Raw genomic sequence first — 19,059 nt, forward strand, 5'->3', positions numbered from 1 at the left:
CTTGGCAAGCCCCGTTCATTTACCAGCCGCCACCACCGCCGCCACCGCCACCCATGCCGCCGGAAAATCCACCACCACCAAAAGCCGAGCCGGATGCGGAAGATGGCGGGCTTGCCGCCGCCGCAAATGAACTGGCCATGCTACGGCCAAGGGCAGAGGAAAAATTGCCAGCCTGAAAACCACCGTGCTGCAGATAAATAACCTGCCCATGATACCAGGCCGGATGCCATGGCTGGCCAGTCTCGGGATCTTTTGCTGCTTTTAGAACATCATCGAATTGATCCCCCCATTCCTGCCCCACGCCCAAAGCCATGGCATAGGGCAGATAGGCTTCAAACAATTCCGGGGTTTTCTCTGGCGGATTATGGAAATTCAGCCGGTCTTTTTCCGCCACAGACAAATAGCGTTTGAAGCCTTCGATTTCGTCCAGCAATTTCCGACCCTTCAAAGTGGGAGCGTGCAAAAGCCAGAAAAACAATGGATTGAGCACAAAAAGCACCACCAAAGCGATAATCATCAACAATGCTGTGCTTTTGGCCAGCATCAGGGATGGGATCGCAAAGCCGAGGCTTAAGCCCGCACCCAGCACAAAATGCCCCAGATTGCGCTTGAAATGCGTGCCCAGATGTTCCCGCGCCAAGGCCCGGCGATGGGCTGTGCGTGCTGTTGCCAAGCGTTTGTGGTTTTTCTTGTCCACCAGAATATGATCAAATTGCGCAAAGAGCGCATCAAGAATGGCCACCTCGCCCGCCGACAAATTGTTCGGACGCCACGCCCCGTGGCGGCGGCTCAAGGTGAAAACCTTCTTCTGGTCTTCATTAATATCCAAGGCCCCCTTCACCGCCAGACTGACAATGGCTGCAGAAAAGCCTGCATCATCCCAACCCTGCTTCACCAAATAACGCGCCGCTGCAGGGGATAAACTCTTTGGCGGGCCATATTGCGCGATAATCACTCCGCCCTTGGGGTCGCGCCCCACCCGATGCCAAGCCCAAAGATAATAGCAAAGCACCACAAACACGCCCGCAAGGGCCAAAAGCACACCGATATTATCGCCCAGATAATGGATCGCATTCTCCAGCTCTGTTGGGCGCGCCACAAAACCTGCCGGCCAAGTAAGCGCCACCGTCATTCCGTGTCGCGCAGCCAGTGGACCATCGGCTTCAAACACCACCCTATTGGGCTGCGGTTGCGTGATTTTTGCCCCGCCTTCTGCCGCCCCTGAAGCTCCGGCGGAAACACGCAAGGCCGTGGGCACTGCGTTTTCGGGCAGGATCACAGTGGCACGGGCGGATTGAATGGGAAATTTCCAGCCATAGGAAATAGGCTGGTAAACCAGTTCATCGCGCTCGGGGAAAAAGATCAATTGCCGGTCTGTCTGGAAATGGATCTCATAGCGGTAGCGCCCCGGATCCAGGGTCTTTTCCCCACCACCGATCCGCAGGCGCTTTCCAGCCCCGGCCTTGATCATTTTCCACGGAACGGGGGCACCATCAAGCAACACCTCGCCTATATCGAAATCGACAGTGGAACGGCCATGGTCGCCCTGATAATCCGTTTGAAAATCCCGAAAAATCCCCCGCTTGATCCGCTTGCCTTCCGCATCCACAATAATGGTTTCCACCACATCCAGACGCCCCGAAGGAAGGACCGTGATCTGACTGTCATAGCGGACGATCTGTTCTTGAGACAGTGCCGAGGCGGCCATATTAAAAAGGCCGAAAAAAACACCAAAGGCGAAGAGCGCGTTACGCATATGTCTTTTCCTTTAAAAGCTGACCTTCACAGCTTCGCGCGCCGGTGATGCTTCATCCAGTTCGAAAAAGTCGCGCTGTTTGATATCAAAGGCGCGCGCCACAAGATTGGACGGAAAAGACTCTATTTTCGTGTTCAGTTCCCGCACATTGCCATTGTAATAGCGCCGTGCTTTCTGGATATGGTCTTCCACTTCCGACAATTCTTCAGCCAAACGCATGAAGTTGGTGTTGGCTTTCAAGTCCGGATAGGCTTCCGAAAGAGAAAAGAGCGATTTCAACGCACCGCTGAGCATATTTTCCGAAGCCGCCTGCTCCCCCGGCGATCCCTGATTGCCCATGGCGGAATTACGCGCCGCGATCACCCGTTCCAGCGTGTCTTTTTCATGGCTGGCATAGCCTTTGACCGTTTCCACCAGATTGGGAATCAGATTGTAGCGCCGTTTCATCTGCACATCGATATCGCTCCATGCTTCCGAGGCATGGGTCCGCAGACGAATGAAGCTATTATAGGCGCTGGCCACATAAAGCGCCAACAGCACCACGCCTACCAGATTAACCAGCAAAATAGTCATAAGAATGCTCATGGCAGCCCTCTTCCTTTTTCTTGTCAAGACAAGCTCAGCACAGCCCCGGCTTAAACCCAAGAATATAGTCCGGATAAAACCAAAGATATTTACTGTGATAGAACGTCATAAACCCTGAACGAAAATTCTACCCCAGATCCCCCATACCAAAAGCCGATAACAGATCTTCCGCCGCCTGGGTGGCCGTTTTGCGATCGTTGCGCACATCGCTTTCCAACCCCAGCAATAAACGGCGCACCTCTTCATGATTGCGAAAGCGCGTAAGCAGCCGGTCTTCCACCATCGCCCACATCCACTTCACCCGCTGGTCTTGCCGGCGCTGATCGAACAATCCGGCCTCGACCATCACATGACGGTGTTTCTCCATTGTCTCCCAAAGTGCATCAAGCCCCTGGTTTTGCAGACCGGAAACCGTGAGAACCGGCGGTTTCCACGCAGCATCCCCCGCCGTCATGATATGCAGGGCCGAGGCATAGTCGCGGGCAGCGCGGCGCGCTTTTCCTGCATCCTGATCCGCTTTGTTGACGGCAAGGATATCCGCGATTTCCAGAATGCCTTTCTTGATCCCCTGAAGTTCATCCCCCGCACCCGGCAGCATCAGAACCAGAAACACATCCACCATATCGGCAACCATATATTCCGATTGCCCGGCCCCGACTGTTTCCACCAGAATAACATCATAGCCCGCCGCTTCGCATAGCAGCATGGTTTCGCGGGTGGCGCGGCCCACACCGCCCAAAACCCCGGCCGATGGGGACGGGCGGATAAATGCCTGCTCATCAACGGCCAGCCGTTCCATACGGGTTTTATCCCCCAGAATAGACCCACCGCTACGCCCCGATGACGGGTCCACCGCCAGCACCGCCACTCGATTTCCAAGCTTTGTCAGATTGCTGCCGAAGGCGTCGATAAAGGTAGACTTCCCCACTCCCGGAACGCCGGTGATACCGACCTGCGGGCTTTTCCGGTGAATGGTAAAAGGCGGCTCAGCAGTTCCTGGGCTTGTGCCAGATGGTCAGACCGGCGGCTTTCCACCAATGTAATGGCCCGCCCCAGCATGGCGCGATCACCCTTTTTTATCCCCGTCTCCAATGCCGCAATATCAGGCATATGGCCTCCCCTGTTCACATCTTGTGCATGCAGTATGGACATAGACAAGCCTTAGAAGGCTGCCCAATAGATGGGGCGCAAGGACAGCGACAAATCCCGGCCAACCTTATCCCGTGCGGAAATCACCTTGGGATTTTTCCGCAAAGCATCAAAACGGTCTTGCAAGACAAGGAAAAACGGCTCCTGTACGAAAGACAGATCCGGCTTCAAAAGTGCCAATAATGCATCTTCACGGGTCCGCTCGTTTTCCAATCGGCGTACCAGCTGATCCGCCCCTTCATCGGTCCGATCAAGGCACAAAAGCGCAATTTGCGTGGCCCGTGGATTGATCAAAGGCTGGTCTTGCAAAGGCCCCAAGGCGGCCAGCGCTTTTTCATGTTCGCCCAGTGCTTCATAGGAACACACCGCAATCTGGCGAATAAAAAACTGCCCATAGCGTGACACAGCCCCCATTTCCGCCAAGGGTGCCGCATTGAGCGCACTTTCAAAGCGCCCCAGCCCCATCAAAATTCCCGCATAATTGATCTGCTGATTGACCAGCCCCGGCACCTGTTTGGGGTCAAGCCCCGCCAATTGCCCCAAAAGGCTGATGGCGGCATCCACTTCTTCCATATCCAAAAGCGCATAGGCCAGTTCATTGGCCACCCATAGAAGATCGCTGCCCCCCACCTGACCAATGGCGCCGCTTTCAACGCTGTTCATCACCGCACCGCCAAGTTGTGCGGCCTGTTGCGGCAAGCCGTGGCGACGCAAATCCTTCATATGTTGACGCACCATCCCCAAAGAACTGCGATTATTTTGGCGCGTCCGGTTGATAAATTCCAATTCCCGTATGGTAAGCGAAGAAGCCGACGTACCGAATTTCGTATCCAGAACCCGCCAAAGCGGCGCAAAACGACGGTCCACCATCATCCCGGCCATCAGATCCACATCATGGATCAGATCAATCAGCGCTTCCGCTTCAAACAGCCGCCCCCGCTCCCCCAGCATTTGCACCAGATCGCGGTATAATCTATCTGGCCGGGCATCATTTGGCGCACCGGAATAGCGGGCATTGCGCAAGGCAATCAGCAGATCGAACACCAGCGCATCTTCGCCCATGCCAAGGGCCCCATATTGGATGGCCTGCACCGCAGACAAATGCACCGGACGTGCCAGATCCGGACGCTGTTCGGCCAGGGCCTTGAGATCCCGCGCTGCCGTTACCCAATCCCGGTCCATATAAGCCAGCTTGAACCGCTCATAATGGGCCTCTGCGGGCGCATCCAGCAAAGCCAGCGCCTGATCCAGTGCCTCACGGGCATGATCGAAACGATTGGCCAGAACATGGGCTTTCCCCACAGCCAGATAAGCCCGTCCACGCCTGTCCCGCGGCAGATCGCCACCATCGATGCCTTGCTGCGCCAATCGGGCAGCCAGATCGAATTTCCCTGCCGCATATGCCTCAACGAAATCGGTTGTTTCGGCGGTTTGCGGCGCATCCGGGTTCGTTTGTTCCTGATCTTGTCCGTTCTGTTCTTGTTCACCTGCTTCTTGTGCTTCACCCGCACCAATGGAAAACCAAAACAACAAACCCAGAAAACCAATAATACGCACGAATTTGTTCACCTTTTTCAATCCAGACGCACCGCATAGAAGCGCAAAAGCAATGCGTTGATCCTTTGCGGCTTTCCTTCTGACAGGAAGATGGAAAGCAACAAACCGGCCTGATAGACTGGCATATCAACACTAACCCAGCCATATGCACAAAAACAGCCCTTCAGGATCACGTCCATGGCCCATTCGCCAGATACCCGCTCTCCACGCCTTGCGCTTCATCCCGATATTGATGAGGTGATGATCAAAAGGCTTGTGCATGGATTTTACGACAAAGTGCGCGCCGATGATCGGCTTGGCCCTTTGTTCGACGGAGCCATAAGCGAGCCTTGGCCGGTGCATCTTGAGAAAATGTGCGATTTCTGGTCATCGGTGATGCTGAAAACGGCACGGTTCAAAGGACGGCCCATGGCCACCCATGCCCGCATCACCGGCATCACCGAGCCGGATTTTGATATCTGGCTGGGCTTGTTTCGCCAAACAGCCCATCAGGTATGTCCCAAGGATATTGCGGAGCTGTTCATTGAAAAGGCCGAAACGATCGCGGATAGCTTTCGTCTCGGCCTGTTCTATCGTCCAATGCCCTGCCGGTCGTCGGCGGACGCTAATCTACCTTCAATCCGCGCCTTGATCCGCTGGGGCGAGATCGTCCAAAAGCTTCAAAGCGGCATCGGCAATCACCGTACCGGGGCCGAAAATGGCCTTGGCCCCGGCGGCTTTCAGTTCATCATAATCCTGTGGCGGCACCACGCCCCCCACCACGATCATGATATCCTCGCGCCCCAAATCCTGAAGCGCTTTTCGCAAGGCCGGCACAAGGCTTAAATGCCCCGCCGCGAGCGAACTTGCGCCGACGATATGCACATCATTTTCCACAGCCTGACGGGCAGCTTCCTTCGGTGTCTGGAACAACGGGCCGATATCCACATCGAAGCCCAGATCGGCAAAGGCCGTGGCAATCACCTTTTGGCCGCGATCATGGCCATCCTGACCCATCTTGGCGATCAAAATACGCGGTCTGCGTCCTTCGCGTGCCTCAAAGGCTTCAACCTTTTCATGCACTTTGGACAATATTTCGCTGTTTTTACCCACTTCGCTTTTATACACCCCTTCGATGGCCCGGATCTGCGCTTTATGGCGCCCGAATTCCTTTTCCAAAGCCAGCGAGATTTCCCCCACCGTGGCCTTGGCCCGTGCGGCATTTACCGCCAGTTCCAAAAGATTGCCAGACCCAGAGTGCGCCGCATGGGTAAGGGCTGCAAGCGCTTCATTCACCCCGTCCTCGCTTCGTTCGGCCCGCAATTTTTGCAGTTTCTCGATCTGGCCACGGCGCACGGCGGCATTGTCCACCTTCAGAACATCCACCTCTTCGGTTTCATCCAAAGGATATTTATTGACGCCGATCACCGCTTGACGGCCTCCGTCTATCCGCGCCTGGGTGCGCGCGGCAGCTTCTTCGATCCGCATTTTGGGAATACCCGCTTCAATGGCCTTGGCCATGCCGCCTTCGGCTTCCACTTCTTCAATATGGGCCAGCGCTTTGGCCGCCAGATCATGGGTCAGCCGTTCCACATAATAGCTGCCGCCCCAAGGATCGATGCTGCGGGTAATACCGGATTCATGGGCGATCACAAGCTGGGTATTCCGGGCAATGCGTGCGGAAAAATCCGTGGGAAGGGCCAAGGCTTCATCAAAACTGTTGGTATGCAAAGACTGGGTATGGCCCATGGTGGCGGCCATTGCCTCGATGCAAGTGCGGGTCACATTATTATAGACATCTTGCGCCGTAAGCGACCAGCCAGAGGTTTGGCAATGGGTGCGCAAGGAAAGGGATTTCGGATTTTTTGGTTGGAAATTGTCGCGGATCAGCTTGGCCCACAGCAACCGGGCGGCCCGCATTTTGGCCACTTCCATAAAGAAGTTCATGCCAATGGCCCAAAAGAACGACAAGCGCGGCGCAAAGCGGTCGATCTCCAGCCCGGCCTTGATCCCGGCGCGGGCATAATCAATGCCATCGGCCAGCGTATAGGCCAGTTCCAGATCCGCCGTCGCACCAGCTTCCTGCATATGATAGCCGCTGATGGAAATGGAATTGAAGCGCGGCATATGCTGGGACGTATAGGCGAAAATATCGGAGATAATCCGCATGGAAGGGGCCGGCGGATAGATATAGGTGTTGCGGACCATGAACTCTTTGAGAATATCGTTTTGAATGGTGCCGGAAAGCTGTTCCGGCGACACGCCTTGTTCCTCACCCGCCACGATATACAGCGCCAAAACAGGCAGCACCGCACCATTCATGGTCATGGATACGCTCATTTTATCAAGCGGGATTCCATCGAATAATTGCCGCATATCATAGATGGAATCGATGGCAACACCGGCCATGCCCACATCCGCCGCCACCCGTTCATCATCACTGTCATAGCCGCGATGGGTGGGCAGATCGAACGCCACCGAAAGCCCTTTTTGCCCGGCCGCCAGATTGCGCCGGTAAAAGGCATTGGACTCTTCTGCCGTAGAAAACCCCGCATATTGACGAATGGTCCAGGGGCGTTCCACATACATGGACGGATAAGGCCCGCGCAAAAAAGGCGCAAAACCCGGCTTGCCATCCATAAAATCCAGTCCGGCCACATCACTTTGGCTATAAAGCGGCGGCACATCAATGCCTTCGGGCGTTGTCCAATCAGCCTTGTTTACCGGCTTGCCGGTGGTTTGGGCAAAGGCCTTGTCCCATGCGGCACGGTTGGCGGCCTTGCTATCGCTTTTGAAGCCAATTTTTGTAAAATCGGGAATATGGCTCATTGGCCTGCTCCTTGTGCTGCATCTGCCCGATCATGGGCCGCGCCTAACAGGGCAACGATATCAATGCCCATATGGAGAAAACCGTCCACGCCCGCATGGCGCCATGCGCTTTCCTGATCGCCCCCTTTTCCTGCCAGCATCAGATGCGGTGCACCCGCCGCTTTCAGAGCCTTGGCGATGTCCATACCATGGTCGGCATAATCCTTGTCCGCACCGCAGAGCACCACCTCTGATGCGCCAAGGGATTGCCACTGGTCGGCAATGCACCCGGCATCAAAGCCGCCCTCGCCAATCACCACATCAAAGCCACCGGTTTCAAACACATGCCGCGTCCATGTGGCCCGTGCGGTAAAATCGGCCACGCGTCCCACGGTTGCCAAAAACACCTTTGGGCGCACCGCATGGGCATCGGCCCGATCGCGCAGCGCTTCAAAATCCTGCCCCAGCCGATACCGCGGCAAAGGCGGAAGCGTTGCGGCATTGGCGGCAATTTCCACGCCCTTCATGGACTCTTTTGCCAAGGCTGCCCGGTCCACGCTTTCCACCGCCACTGCCGTTTCATGGATATTGGGAAATTCCGACACGCCAATCAGCGGAACACGCCGGGTTGCCACATCTTTTTGCAGGTTCGACCAGCTTTTTTCCAACATGGCAGCGATTTTACCATCCATCAAAGCGGCTTCCATCCCGCCATTCGCTTCAATGGACTGGAAAATATCCCATGCCTTTTCCGCCAACTGATTGCTTTGGGCTTCCATGGTAAAAGACCCCCCTGCCGGATCCATCACCCGCCCCAAATGGCTTTCTTCAGCCAAAATGATCTGCACATTGCGGGCGATCCTGCGGGCAAAATCATCTGCTATGCCGATGGCATCCGTATGAGGACTAATCATGAGGCATCCGCCCCACCAATAGACGCGCCGAAACAGGCCATCGTGGCCCGCAGCACATTCACCATGGGATCGCGCCGGCTCATCATGCGCGGTGCCGTTTGCGCGTCCAAAGCCATAATCGGCTGCGCTACCCCGCACGCCATGAGCACGCGGCTCCAAAGGCACCGCATGGCGCGGAATTTGGCAATGGTCAAGGTTACATCCGTATCCGCCATCAAGCAAAAACGGATCTGTCTGGCCGCATCGTCCAAAGCCAATCCCGCCTGTTCCGATGCCCGCAAATATGCAAGTCCGGTGGCCAAGGCGATGGCCAGTTCCTGCGCCTCGGTCGCGCCCGCGGAATGGGCCGCTTCACTGGATACAGAAAGCGCTGTCATCTTGGGAAAACGGTCATGGCATTGGGCAGCCAAAGCCCCGGCTTCGCGCAAGGCATCAGGCAAAGGCGACAATAATGATCCTTCAGCCGCCAAAGCCCCCAAGGGGTCCACGCCGAAATGGCCGGACACCGCATCGAAAGCCAAGCCCCGCTTATCCCAAAGCGCCATCAACAGCGCTGCCGCCGGAATACCGAAACGGCCTGCTTCCAGATGCAGGGGCGCAATGGCAAGATCCATATCCAGAAGCGCCTGATCCAGATCCTCCAGATCATGGATGGCCACGCCCTTTTGGGCCGTCGGGTCAATCACCAGCGTGATCCCGCTTGCCCCCCGTTCCAGATCTTTCAAAATTTGCGAATTGGCACGCTTTGGATCGGGGTGATCATGGCGTTGATGCACCTGCCAGCCCCGCCCATCCACCGTCATCCCGCGGACAAAAGGCGAAAAACCGGGAAAGCCGGCGGCATCGGGGACCGGAGATAAATCCGCACTGGTATAAAGAGGCTTGATGCGAAAGCCATCCGGCGCATCAGACATCATGGCACGATCAAATGACCGGCCTTTCAAACCGCTTTCAACCAGCGTTTTCCAGTCTTCATAGCTGGGGGTATCAAACCCTGCGGCTAGATTGAGCGTGCTATCAGGCATTCCGGACCCCTTGGATCAGTAAAACATCAGGAGGGATTTAGGCCCTATTCCGGGGCCAAGGCAAGGGTCAAGACAGGTCACAACACCACAAGGCTTTGTGTTTGCTATCCTTGTTAAATCAGGCTGGAAATCAGGCGGGCCGCTGTCAGGATCAAAAACCCGCCAAACAACACCGATAAAGTCCGCCGTTTCATTTTATGGGCCAGCTTTGCGCCAAAAGGGGCCACAAACACCGCAATGGGCGCCACAAGCAACACCGCAGGCACATTCACAAATCCCAGCATCATGGGCAGATTGGTTTCCACCGACCAGCCACTCAGCATAAATCCTATGGCCCCCACAATGCTGACAAGCGATCCCACCAGCGCCGCCGTGCCCAGAGCCCGATGCACCGGCATGCCGAAAAGTGTCAGATAAGGCACCGTAAAGGTGGAGCCGCCAATGCCCATCAGGCTGGCCAGTCCACCGATCAGCACCGGCGCAATGGTGCCGAGACTTCCGCGCGGCACATCCCCGCCAATGCGGTATTGATCAAGAGGAAGCAGCATTTTCACGGCCATCAAAAGCGCAAATCCGGCAAAGACGATCATCAAGACCTCGCTCGACAAAAACCGCGCCAAAATAGCCCCCATAACGGCACCAATAGCCACCGCGGGCACCCAAAGCCGTGCCAGCTTTTTATCGACCGAGCCAAGACGGGCATGAGCCCGTGCAGAAGATAAAGTGGTGGGCGCAATGATCGCCAAGGATGTGGCCACCGCCATATGCATACGCCAATCCTGGGCGGCATCTTGCCAAACAAATACCTGAAACAGCACCGGCGTCATGATGATCCCGCCACCAATGCCCAATAACCCCGCCAATAAGCCCGCGATGGCCGCCGCCGCCGCCAACATGGCAATCATACTCAACAAATCAGCGCTTAATTCCGGCATAGATCACCATCTAAAGGGCAAGACATCATATAAATCCGCCCCTGCTTAGCACGCCACGCGCCCTTTGCCAGCCAGCACGCCCCTTCTTCCATCCGATGATGGCCCGCATGGACAAGAAATTCTCGTTCATCCGGCATAATCAATTTGCTTGAACGCCGATCCACCTGACCAACATTGCCCCTATCCATGCTAAACCTGTTCCCCTGCCCCGACATCCTGTTTTGCCCCCCTTCCCTGAACATGCGGAGACTTCAAAATGAAAGCTGTTGCCCTTACCCATTATTTGCCGATTGAAAACCCCTCAGCCTTTCTTGATGTGGACCTGCCCCGCCCTACGCCTGATGGCCATGACCTTCTGGTTTCTGTGAAGGCTATCTCCGTAAATCCGGTGGATACCAAAATACGCGCCCCCAAAGACATCATCGAAAAAACACCCCGCGTTCTTGGCTGGGATGCCAGCGGAATTGTCGAAGCCGTCGGCCCGGATGTGTCCTTGTTCAAGCCCGGTGACGCGGTTTATTATGCGGGCGACATCACCCGGTCCGGCTCCAATGCAGAATTCCAGTTGATCGACGAACGCATTGTAGGGGCAAAGCCAAAAAGCCTCGGCTTTGCCGAAGCCGCAGCCCTGCCTTTGACCACGCTCACCGCCTACGAAGCGCTTTTCGACAAGCTGCGCATCGACCGCGACGGCGCAGACAAAGGCCAGTCGATCCTTATCATCGGCGCTGGCGGCGGTGTTGGCTCTATCGGCATCCAACTGGCGAAAGCCGCCGGTCTTGTTGTGATTGCCACGGCCTCGCGACCGGAAACCGAAAGCTGGGTTCGGGAATTGGGGGCCGATCATGTGGTCAACCACCGCAAACCCATGGTGGAACAAGTGCGCGCTTTGGGCTTTCAACATATGGACCATATCGCCATATTCAACGACATGCGCCATTGGGAGACGGCGGTGGAACTGATCCGCCCGCAAGGCGGGATTGTTTCCATCGATGATACCGATCTGCCAATGCCCATGGATGGTATGAAGATGAAGCCGCCAGCCTGCATTGGGAATTCATGTTCGCCCGCGCCATGCACCAAACGCCAGACATGATCGAACAGCATAATCTGCTGAATTATGCGGCAGATGAAATCAATGCCGGACATATCCGCACCACGCTCGACACGGTATTTTCTCCCATCAATGCCGAAAATATCCGCGCCGCCCATGCGTTGATCGAAACAGGCAAGGCAAAGGGCAAAATCGTCGTGGAAGCTGGTAAGGCCAAGCATCCCTCGTGCCACTCAATCCAGAAGGCCGGCAGGGCAGGGCTGGGCCGAAAGGATTTCGTGCCATAAAAAGCCGATGGCTAAAGGGCTCGGCCTCGGCCTTCAAGGATTTGATCTGGGCGCGTAATTTGGTGAGATGCGGGGCTTCGGCATCCAAAATCGCCAAAAACAGGCGTTTTTTCGATTCCAAAACATTGAAATCCCCGGATTGAACCGCTTCCGGTGCAGCGCTGGCCAGAATATCCACCAGCCGTTCCGCACCGGTCAAGCGCCCCCACAGATAATCATTTTCACGGAATTGCCGCGAGAAAAACGCACCGAAATTGCCCAGTTCCACGCCTTTCAAAATCTCTCGCGAGCTGCCTTTTCGTAAGGTATTGGCATCATTGACGGAAATGCGATCCACCTTGATTTCATCCAGTTCATCCAAGGTTTTCCACTGGGTCATGGGAAAGATCAAAACGTCATAATAGGCAAAGCCCAGATAAGCGATGACAATCTCGCGCCATAAGGTTTTATCGGGGCAATGTTCCCCCGCATGGGCCAGCAATTGATCCACACCGATATCGGCATCCACCAGACCCATTTTCAAGGCCATGCTTTCCAAAAGCTCTTCGATGGCCTCCTCTTTTACCCGGTCAGGGCACCGCGGCCATGTGGCGCGGTTGCGGAGATCGTCGATCTGCTGATACAGGCTGGATTTCAAGCTGTTCAGCCATGCCCGCGACAAGCGAATGCCTCCCTTGCTATCGGCAGTCAGCTCACCATAAAGCTCGTTTATGCGGCGGATCACAAAGCGCAAGCGCCGCACCCGATAGCGAATATCAAAGCGGCGTAGGAAATGAATCCACGCCACCCCTTCGCTACGCATAGCCTGGTCAGAGGCATTCCCCACAGGGCGAACGCCCACACGCCATGCCCATGCATCCACCGCAGCTTCCGATTCCAATCGATCCCGCAAGCGCGCGCATTGCTGCAACCGTCCCGCTACATCGGACAGCACCGATAAAACCTTGATCCGCGCATAGCCATCATAAGCATAAGAGGCATCACGGGCGGCACATTCATTGGCCGTGCCACGCCATGTGATCAAACGGCCAACATCGGGTGCCGCATCCAGCCGATCGCCCATCAATTCGGTAATCATGCGCATCACCGTGGGCCGCACGGCATGAATAACCTGTCTTTGGGTCCGCACATGGCTATTGAAATCCGCGAGAAATTCCAGATCGTCACGGATCGGTTGATTGCGCGGGATATCGGACATCGCCCCTTTGACGGTTTTGAAAAAGCCCGGCACCTCGCGTTCGAAACTGCGCTTCACCTCCGGGTTCGGCTCGATATACACAAGCCTGCGATCCACTTCGCGATGGGCGGCTTTGCTTTGTACGGCTTCAATGGCCAAGGAAATGGGCTTGTTCATTAACACGCTGCCGTCAATGAAGGCAGCCTCTTCGGGATCTTCCCCCGCATCGATAAGTGCGGCGAAATTTTCGCTCACAAAAGCCGACCGGCCTTGCCAATCCACCTTGCGCCGCGCCACCACTTCGTCCATTTCCGCCAAACGCGCCGGAGGAAAAGCACCGGGAAAACAACTTGTGGCCCGTGCCGCAAAAGCCAAAGACGCCTGATCGTCATCGCCCAACTGGCTTTTGATGCTGCCATCGGCCTTTTGCACATAAGAAAACTGCAGGATATGCCGGTGTTCACGCTCATCAATAATGGGCGGATCATGCAACATAATGGCTTCCCGGTGTCCCCAAAAATCGGTGGCTGTCACCAACAGATCAAGCACTTGTCCTTTTGGCAATAAAGAAGAAGGGTTGTTGCCGACTTTCCCCATCTTTGTCACCGCATCCAGCATCATTTCGCTCATGCGGGTTCCGGAAAACGGCGGCTCAAACCATTTGGATCGGGTAAACAAAGACAGTTTTTCCAGAACCTCGCGGTTCCGGCCTAAAGCTCCCAAGGCTTCTTCCCGGTTTTTGTGCCATTGGGTCAAGCCCCAGAAAAACCAGCGCATATAGGGTTTCGACCACAGCTTGGCGCGGCCTTTGGGTTCCAACAATTCCGAAACATCCGCAAGATTGAGCCATAAATCCCGGTGTTCATCCAAAGAAAGATCATATGCCAAAGCGCGGGCCAGCATCACGGCATTGATCCCGCCAGCCGAAGCACCGGCCAGCACATCCACCACCACGCGCAAATCCACCTGTTCTTTAATATGGCACAGCATATCGAAATAGATGCGTTCGCTATCCACTTCATCGGGTTTTTTCGCGCCCGCTTCTTCATAGCTGCATGCCGTGCCGTCAGACCGCATCGAGGCATCCTGACAAGCCCGGGACGCGCGCACCAGTTTCAGGATTTCCTTGGTGATGCCGTGCATATAAACGGCCAAAGACACACCGCCATAACACACCAGCGCCAGCCGCAATTCCCGTTCCCGGTGTGTTGCGCTCTTCGCTTTAACCTGCGGATCGTCCATGCTCGCCGTGTTTTCTGTGCGTTGGTCCATTTCATCCGATGATTGTTATGGTTGCCCCAGCATTTGCTATGCTAACCCTTCTGAAAGAGGGTTCATAGAGCCACAGTTCAAACATACGGGGAGCCGGATATATCAATGGCACAACATGTCGTGATCATCGGTGCGGGTCAGGCTGGCTGTCAGGTCGCCTCAAGCCTTGCCAATGGTGGATTTGACGGGGCGATCACCCTTCTTGGATCGGAACGCACGCCGCCTTATGAACGCCCCCCCTTATCCAAGGGATATTTGATGGGGGCCATTTCAAAAGACCAGCTTTTGCTGCGCGCCGAACAATTTTATGCGCAAAAGCAGATTGATCTGAAAACAGACATAACCGCCACCCATATTGATCCCGACAGAAAAACCGTCACAACATCGGACAACGCACGTTATCCCTATGACCATCTGGTCCTGGCAACAGGGGCGCGAGTCAGAACCCTTGCCTGCCCCGGCGCAGATCTGCAAGGCATTTACAGCCTGCGCAGTCTGGACGACAGCCTCCAACTGCGCACAGCCCTTGAGCATATGCAGCAGCTTGTCATTGTCGGTGGCGGTTATATCGGGCTGGAGGTGGCGGCCGCGGCCCGGCAAATGGGCAAAGATGTCTGCGTTTTAGAACAGGCGCCCCGTTTGATGCCGCGCACGGCTTCGGCCCCGATTGCGAATTTTTTTCGCCGCAGGCATGAAAAAGAAGGGGTGGAAATCCTTACCCGGTCGGCGCTTGTTTCCATCGAAGGGGACAATGGGCGTCTCGTAGCCGTAACATTGGCCGATGGACGCCGCATAAAGGCCGATCTATTGCTGGTGGGCATCGGGGTGGAACCGGAAACCGCCCTTGCCCAAGCCATTGGCCTTCAAACCGATCACGGCATCATGGTGAACGCTTATGGAGAAACATCCGCCAAAGGCATTTATGCGGCGGGCGATTGCACCCGCTTTCACCACCCCGCGGCCTCGGAAGCGATCCGGCTGGAATCGGTTCAAAATGCCATCGATCAAGCAAAAGCCGTGGCCAGTGCAATCCTTGGCAGCCCGAAGGCCTATGATGCCGTGCCGTGGTTTTGGTCCGATCAATATGATCTGAAACTGCAAAGCGCCGGACTGTTTGCCCCCGGTGATGAAGCAATCCCCCGCATCGCCAAGGATGGCACAGCCATCAGTGTTGTGCATCTGCGCAATGGCCAGCTTGTGGCGGTGGAAGCCATCAACCGCATGAAGGATTTTGTGCAGGCAAAAAGGCTGATTGCATCAGGCACCCGACCAAATAAAGAAGCGCTGGCCGATCCTGACATCCCCCTCAAGGAGTGCATCACCAATTGAAACGGCGACAAGGTCTTTCAAAACCCTGCCGCCGTTCCGTTTCTTGACCGCCCTATTTCGCAGATGCGGGGGCGGATATGGGACGTTTTAAAAGCCGATGCGCCATCCAGTCGGCAGCCTTTCGGGTGGTGACATAAAACACCGGCGTGAACAACAAGCCAAAGCCCGTCACCCCCAACATTCCAAAAAACACCGCCGTTCCAAGAGATTGGCGCATTTCAAAGCCCGCCCCGCTGGCGATCACCAAAGGCAGAACCCCAAGAATGAAGGCAAAAGAGGTCATGATGATGGGCCGCAAGCGCAAATGCGCGGCTTCCACGGCAGCATCCTCAGCCGACATGCCCTTGTCCTGCGCCTGTTTGGCGAATTCAACGATCAGGATGGCATTCTTGGCAGCCAGACCAATCAGCACGATAAAGCCGATCTGGACCAGAATATTCACATCCATTCCCCGCATCAAAACACCCGATACAGCCGATAAAAGCGACATGGGAACGATCAGGATCACCGCCAAAGGCAGGGTCACGCTTTCATATTGTGCAGCCAGCAAAATAAACACGAACACAACAGCCAAAGAGAAGGCGATGGCCGCTGTATTGCCCGCCAGCTTTTGCTGAAGCGCCAGTTCCGTCCATTCAAAGCTGAAATCTTCCCCCAGCTTTTCCGAAGCCAGACGCTCCATGGCATCAAGCGCTTCACCGGTCGAATAACCTGCGGTCACATCCCCCTGCACCGCCGCTGCCGGATAAAGATTATAGCGCGCCACACGGTATGGCCCGATGCGATCTTCAAAGGTGGCAACCGACCCGATGGGGGTCATATTGCCATCTGCATTGCGCACCCGCAGCCGTGCAATATCATCCGGCGTTTTCCGAAAAGGAGCATCGGCTTGCGCCGTCACCCGATAAGAACGGCCAAACAGGGTAAAGTCGTTCACATAGCTCGATCCCATATAAACGGCCAAAGTATCCAGCACATCTTCCACAGGAATGCCCAATTGTTCGGCCTTGATGCGGTCGATATCCGCATAAATCTCCGGCGAAGCCGTATTGAATACCGTGAAAACGGATTCCGTAGGTGCCAGTTGATTGGCCGGGCCGGCAACAGACCAAGTGGCCCCTTCCAGTGCCGGATATCCAGCGCCAGACCGGTCTTGCACATACATCTTGAAACCGCCGGAATTGCCAATGCCGCGTACCGGTGGCGGCGGAATGACCAGAATGCGTGCCTCGCGCCATTGCCCGAAGGTTTGCCGCAGATCGGAAAGGGTCATATCAAGCGTGCGCCCGCGATCCATTCTGTCCCCGATATTCTTCAAGGGCAAAAACACGGTCCCCGAATTGGATGCGGTGGTAAAGGTTGCCCCGTCAAGCCCGGCAAAGGCTGCGGCATGGGCCACATCGGGATGATCCAGCGCCGTTGTTACAACCCGTTGCAGCATATCTTCCGTGCGCTTCAAAGACGTACCCGCAGGCATTTGCACAACGGTAATCAGATAGGATTGGTCCGAGGCAGGAATAAAGCCCGTAGGGGCCCGCCCGAACTGCACCCCCGTCAAAGCCATAAGGCCCACATAAACCGCCAATACAAGAACACTCATGCGGATCAGCTTTCCGGTCAGGGCGGAATAGCCGTGGGATACCCGATCGAAAAGCCGCTCGAACCGGGAAAAGAACCCATTTATCGGGCGCTGCCACCACCGCACGCTATGATCTTTCGTGCTGTGCGGTTTTAGCAAGATTGCCGATAAAGCAGGCGACAAGGTAAGCGACACACCCGCAGAAATGATCGTCGCGCTGGCAATGGTGATGGCGAACTGGCGATAGAATTCACCGGAAATACCCGTCAGGAATGCCGTCGGGATAAACACGGCCGACAGCACAAGCGCGATGGCAATCAATGCCCCGCCCACTTCATCCATGGTTCTGTGCGCGGCGTCCCGTGCCGACATCCCTTCCTTCATATTGCGTTCGACATTTTCCACCACAACAATGGCATCATCCACCACGATCCCGATGGATAAAACCAATCCGAACAAGGACAAATTGTTAAGCGAAAAGCCAAAGGCCTGCATCATTGCAAAGGTCCCGATCAGCGAGATCGGAATGGCCACGATGGGAATGATGGCGGCGCGCACGCTTTGCAAGAACACAAACACCACAAGTGCGACCAAAATCACCGCTTCAAAAATGGTTTCCTGAACTTTTTCAACGGATTTCGCCACATATTGTGTGGGGTTGAACACCACATCATAGGATAAGCCTTCGGGAAAACGCTTGGACATGGCCGCCACCGTTTCCAGAATGGTTTCCGCTGTTTCCAAAGCATTGGCACCGGGTTCTTGATTGAACAGCAAAGCCAGGGCCGGCTTGCCATCCAAAGAAGCATTGGTGGCATAATCCTGTGCGCCCAGCTCCAAACGCGCCACATCCTTGAGCCGCACAAGAGCGCCAGTGGGGCTGGATTTCAGCACCACATCGCCAAATTCATCTGCTGTGCGCAACCGCCCCTGCGTTTGTACCGAGATTTCAAACGCACCGGGATTATCCATGGGTTGCTGGCCCAGGGTGCCACTGGCAACCTCAAGATTTTGGCCCCGAAGTGCGGCAACAATATCCCCCGCATTCAGGTCAAAACGCGCAGCCCGATCAGGGTCGATCCACACACGCATGGCATATTCGCGCAGACCGAAAGCCTGCACCTGCCCCACCCCATTGAGACGCTGCAATTCATCGCGCATCTGTAAGCGGTAATAGTTGGAGATATAAAGCTGATTGCGGCTTTGATCGGGGGAATAAAGATGCACCACCATCAGCGCATCGGGATTGGATTTGACAGTGCTCACGCCAAGCTGGCGCACCTCTGCCGGCAAGCGCGGTTCAGCCAAAGCAACACGGTTTTGCACCAAAACCTGCGCAATATCGAGATCAGTCCCCTGATTGAACACCACCTGAATGGTTGCCGTGCCCGCATTGGTGGATTGCGAGCTGATATACAGCATATTCTCGACGCCATTGATTTCTTCTTCAATGACGGATGCCACCGTTTCCGATACCGTTTGAGCCGATGCACCGGGGAAGCTTGCCGTAACCTGAATGGTGGGCGGCGCCACATCGGGATATTGCGCAACCGGCAAATTCAGATAGGCGATCAGCCCCACCAATATGGTGAGCACCCAAATTGCGCTGGCAAAAATTGGGCGGTTAATAAAGAAATGTGCAAATCTCACCGA

Annotated in this window: 11 protein-coding genes and 2 pseudogenes; 2 read left to right on the forward strand and 11 right to left on the reverse strand. The window is 55.5% G+C overall.

The annotated features are described in order from the left end of the window. Positions 1–19: 19 nt before the first annotated feature. From JCM17844_RS02745 to JCM17844_RS02785, 9 genes and pseudogenes are all read right to left on the reverse strand, one after another. Positions 20–1,756: a DUF2207 domain-containing protein gene (locus JCM17844_RS02745; protein ID WP_149999529.1), complete on the reverse strand. Its 1,737-nt coding sequence runs from the start codon at positions 1,754–1,756 to the stop codon at positions 20–22. A 12-nt stretch (positions 1,757–1,768) separates the two neighbouring features. Further along, positions 1,769–2,341, reverse strand: a complete 573-nt coding sequence (locus tag JCM17844_RS02750; protein ID WP_210431219.1) for a LemA family protein — start codon at positions 2,339–2,341, stop codon at positions 1,769–1,771. A 127-nt stretch (positions 2,342–2,468) separates the two neighbouring features. Then, positions 2,469–3,451 (reverse strand): annotated as a pseudogene (gene meaB / locus JCM17844_RS02755) (methylmalonyl Co-A mutase-associated GTPase MeaB). A gap of 51 nt (positions 3,452–3,502) precedes the next feature. Next, positions 3,503–5,059: a tetratricopeptide repeat protein gene (locus JCM17844_RS02760; RefSeq protein ID WP_149999530.1), complete on the reverse strand. Its 1,557-nt coding sequence runs from the start codon at positions 5,057–5,059 to the stop codon at positions 3,503–3,505. 5 nt (positions 5,060–5,064) lie between these two features. Further along, the gene (locus tag JCM17844_RS14190; protein ID WP_210431222.1) at positions 5,065–5,226 is read right to left on the reverse strand and encodes a hypothetical protein; all 162 of its coding nucleotides are present in this window, start codon (positions 5,224–5,226) and stop codon (positions 5,065–5,067) included. A 436-nt stretch (positions 5,227–5,662) separates the two neighbouring features. Further along, positions 5,663–7,855 (reverse strand): methylmalonyl-CoA mutase, encoded by a 2,193-nt coding sequence (gene scpA / locus JCM17844_RS02770; RefSeq protein ID WP_149999531.1) that lies wholly within the window; start codon positions 7,853–7,855, stop codon positions 5,663–5,665. Next, positions 7,852–8,748: a methylmalonyl-CoA mutase family protein gene (locus JCM17844_RS17500; protein ID WP_149999532.1), complete on the reverse strand. Its 897-nt coding sequence runs from the start codon at positions 8,746–8,748 to the stop codon at positions 7,852–7,854. Before JCM17844_RS17500 ends, scpA begins: the two co-directional genes overlap by 4 nt. Further along, positions 8,745–9,773, reverse strand: a complete 1,029-nt coding sequence (locus tag JCM17844_RS17505) for a methylmalonyl-CoA mutase family protein (RefSeq protein ID WP_149999533.1) — start codon at positions 9,771–9,773, stop codon at positions 8,745–8,747. The genes JCM17844_RS17500 and JCM17844_RS17505 overlap by 4 nt, the downstream gene beginning before the upstream one ends. 113 nt (positions 9,774–9,886) lie before the next feature. Beyond that, entirely contained in the window at positions 9,887–10,708 is an 822-nt protein-coding gene (locus JCM17844_RS02785; protein ID WP_149999534.1) for a sulfite exporter TauE/SafE family protein, read from the reverse strand. A gap of 256 nt (positions 10,709–10,964) precedes the next feature. Between JCM17844_RS02785 and JCM17844_RS02790 the strand changes: the two are divergent. Continuing rightward, a pseudogene (locus JCM17844_RS02790) lies at positions 10,965–11,965 on the forward strand (zinc-binding alcohol dehydrogenase family protein); the annotation flags it as partial. Here the strand turns inward: JCM17844_RS02790 and JCM17844_RS02795 are convergent. After that, a complete protein-coding gene (locus tag JCM17844_RS02795) occupies positions 11,892–14,498 on the reverse strand; it encodes a patatin-like protein (protein ID WP_149999535.1) in 2,607 nt (868 codons plus the stop codon). The pseudogene JCM17844_RS02790 and the gene JCM17844_RS02795 overlap by 74 nt on opposite strands. Before the next feature lie 105 nt (positions 14,499–14,603). On the opposite strand from JCM17844_RS02795, the gene JCM17844_RS02800 reads away from it, so the two are divergent. Further along, positions 14,604–15,827 (forward strand): NAD(P)/FAD-dependent oxidoreductase, encoded by a 1,224-nt coding sequence (locus tag JCM17844_RS02800; protein ID WP_149999536.1) that lies wholly within the window; start codon positions 14,604–14,606, stop codon positions 15,825–15,827. A 52-nt stretch (positions 15,828–15,879) separates the two neighbouring features. Here the strand turns inward: JCM17844_RS02800 and JCM17844_RS02805 are convergent, their stop codons facing one another. Continuing rightward, entirely contained in the window at positions 15,880–19,056 is a 3,177-nt protein-coding gene (locus tag JCM17844_RS02805) for an efflux RND transporter permease subunit (protein WP_149999537.1), read from the reverse strand. Positions 19,057–19,059: the final 3 nt, after the last annotated feature.

The sequence above is a fragment of the Iodidimonas gelatinilytica genome, assembly GCF_008579125.1.
In the GTDB taxonomy this organism is placed as follows: Bacteria; Pseudomonadota; Alphaproteobacteria; order Sphingomonadales; family Rhodothalassiaceae; genus Iodidimonas; species Iodidimonas muriae.

Bases quoted from the DNA above. Each gene is read 5' to 3' on its own strand.
- JCM17844_RS14190 (WP_210431222.1), bottom strand. From the start codon at position 5,226: ATGGACGTGATCCTGAAGGGCTGTTTTTGTGCATATGGCTGGGTTAGT.
- JCM17844_RS02750 (WP_210431219.1), bottom strand. From the start codon at position 2,341: ATGAGCATTCTTATGACTATTTTGCTGGTTAATCTGGTAGGCGTGGTG.
- JCM17844_RS17505 (WP_149999533.1), bottom strand. From the start codon at position 9,773: ATGCCTGATAGCACGCTCAATCTAGCCGCAGGGTTTGATACCCCCAGC.
- JCM17844_RS02795 (WP_149999535.1), bottom strand. From the start codon at position 14,498: ATGGACCAACGCACAGAAAACACGGCGAGCATGGACGATCCGCAGGTT.
- JCM17844_RS02800 (WP_149999536.1), top strand. From the start codon at position 14,604: ATGGCACAACATGTCGTGATCATCGGTGCGGGTCAGGCTGGCTGTCAG.
- scpA (WP_149999531.1), bottom strand. From the start codon at position 7,855: ATGAGCCATATTCCCGATTTTACAAAAATTGGCTTCAAAAGCGATAGC.
- JCM17844_RS17500 (WP_149999532.1), bottom strand. From the start codon at position 8,748: ATGATTAGTCCTCATACGGATGCCATCGGCATAGCAGATGATTTTGCC.
- JCM17844_RS02785 (WP_149999534.1), bottom strand. From the start codon at position 10,708: ATGCCGGAATTAAGCGCTGATTTGTTGAGTATGATTGCCATGTTGGCG.
- JCM17844_RS02745 (WP_149999529.1), bottom strand. From the start codon at position 1,756: ATGCGTAACGCGCTCTTCGCCTTTGGTGTTTTTTTCGGCCTTTTTAAT.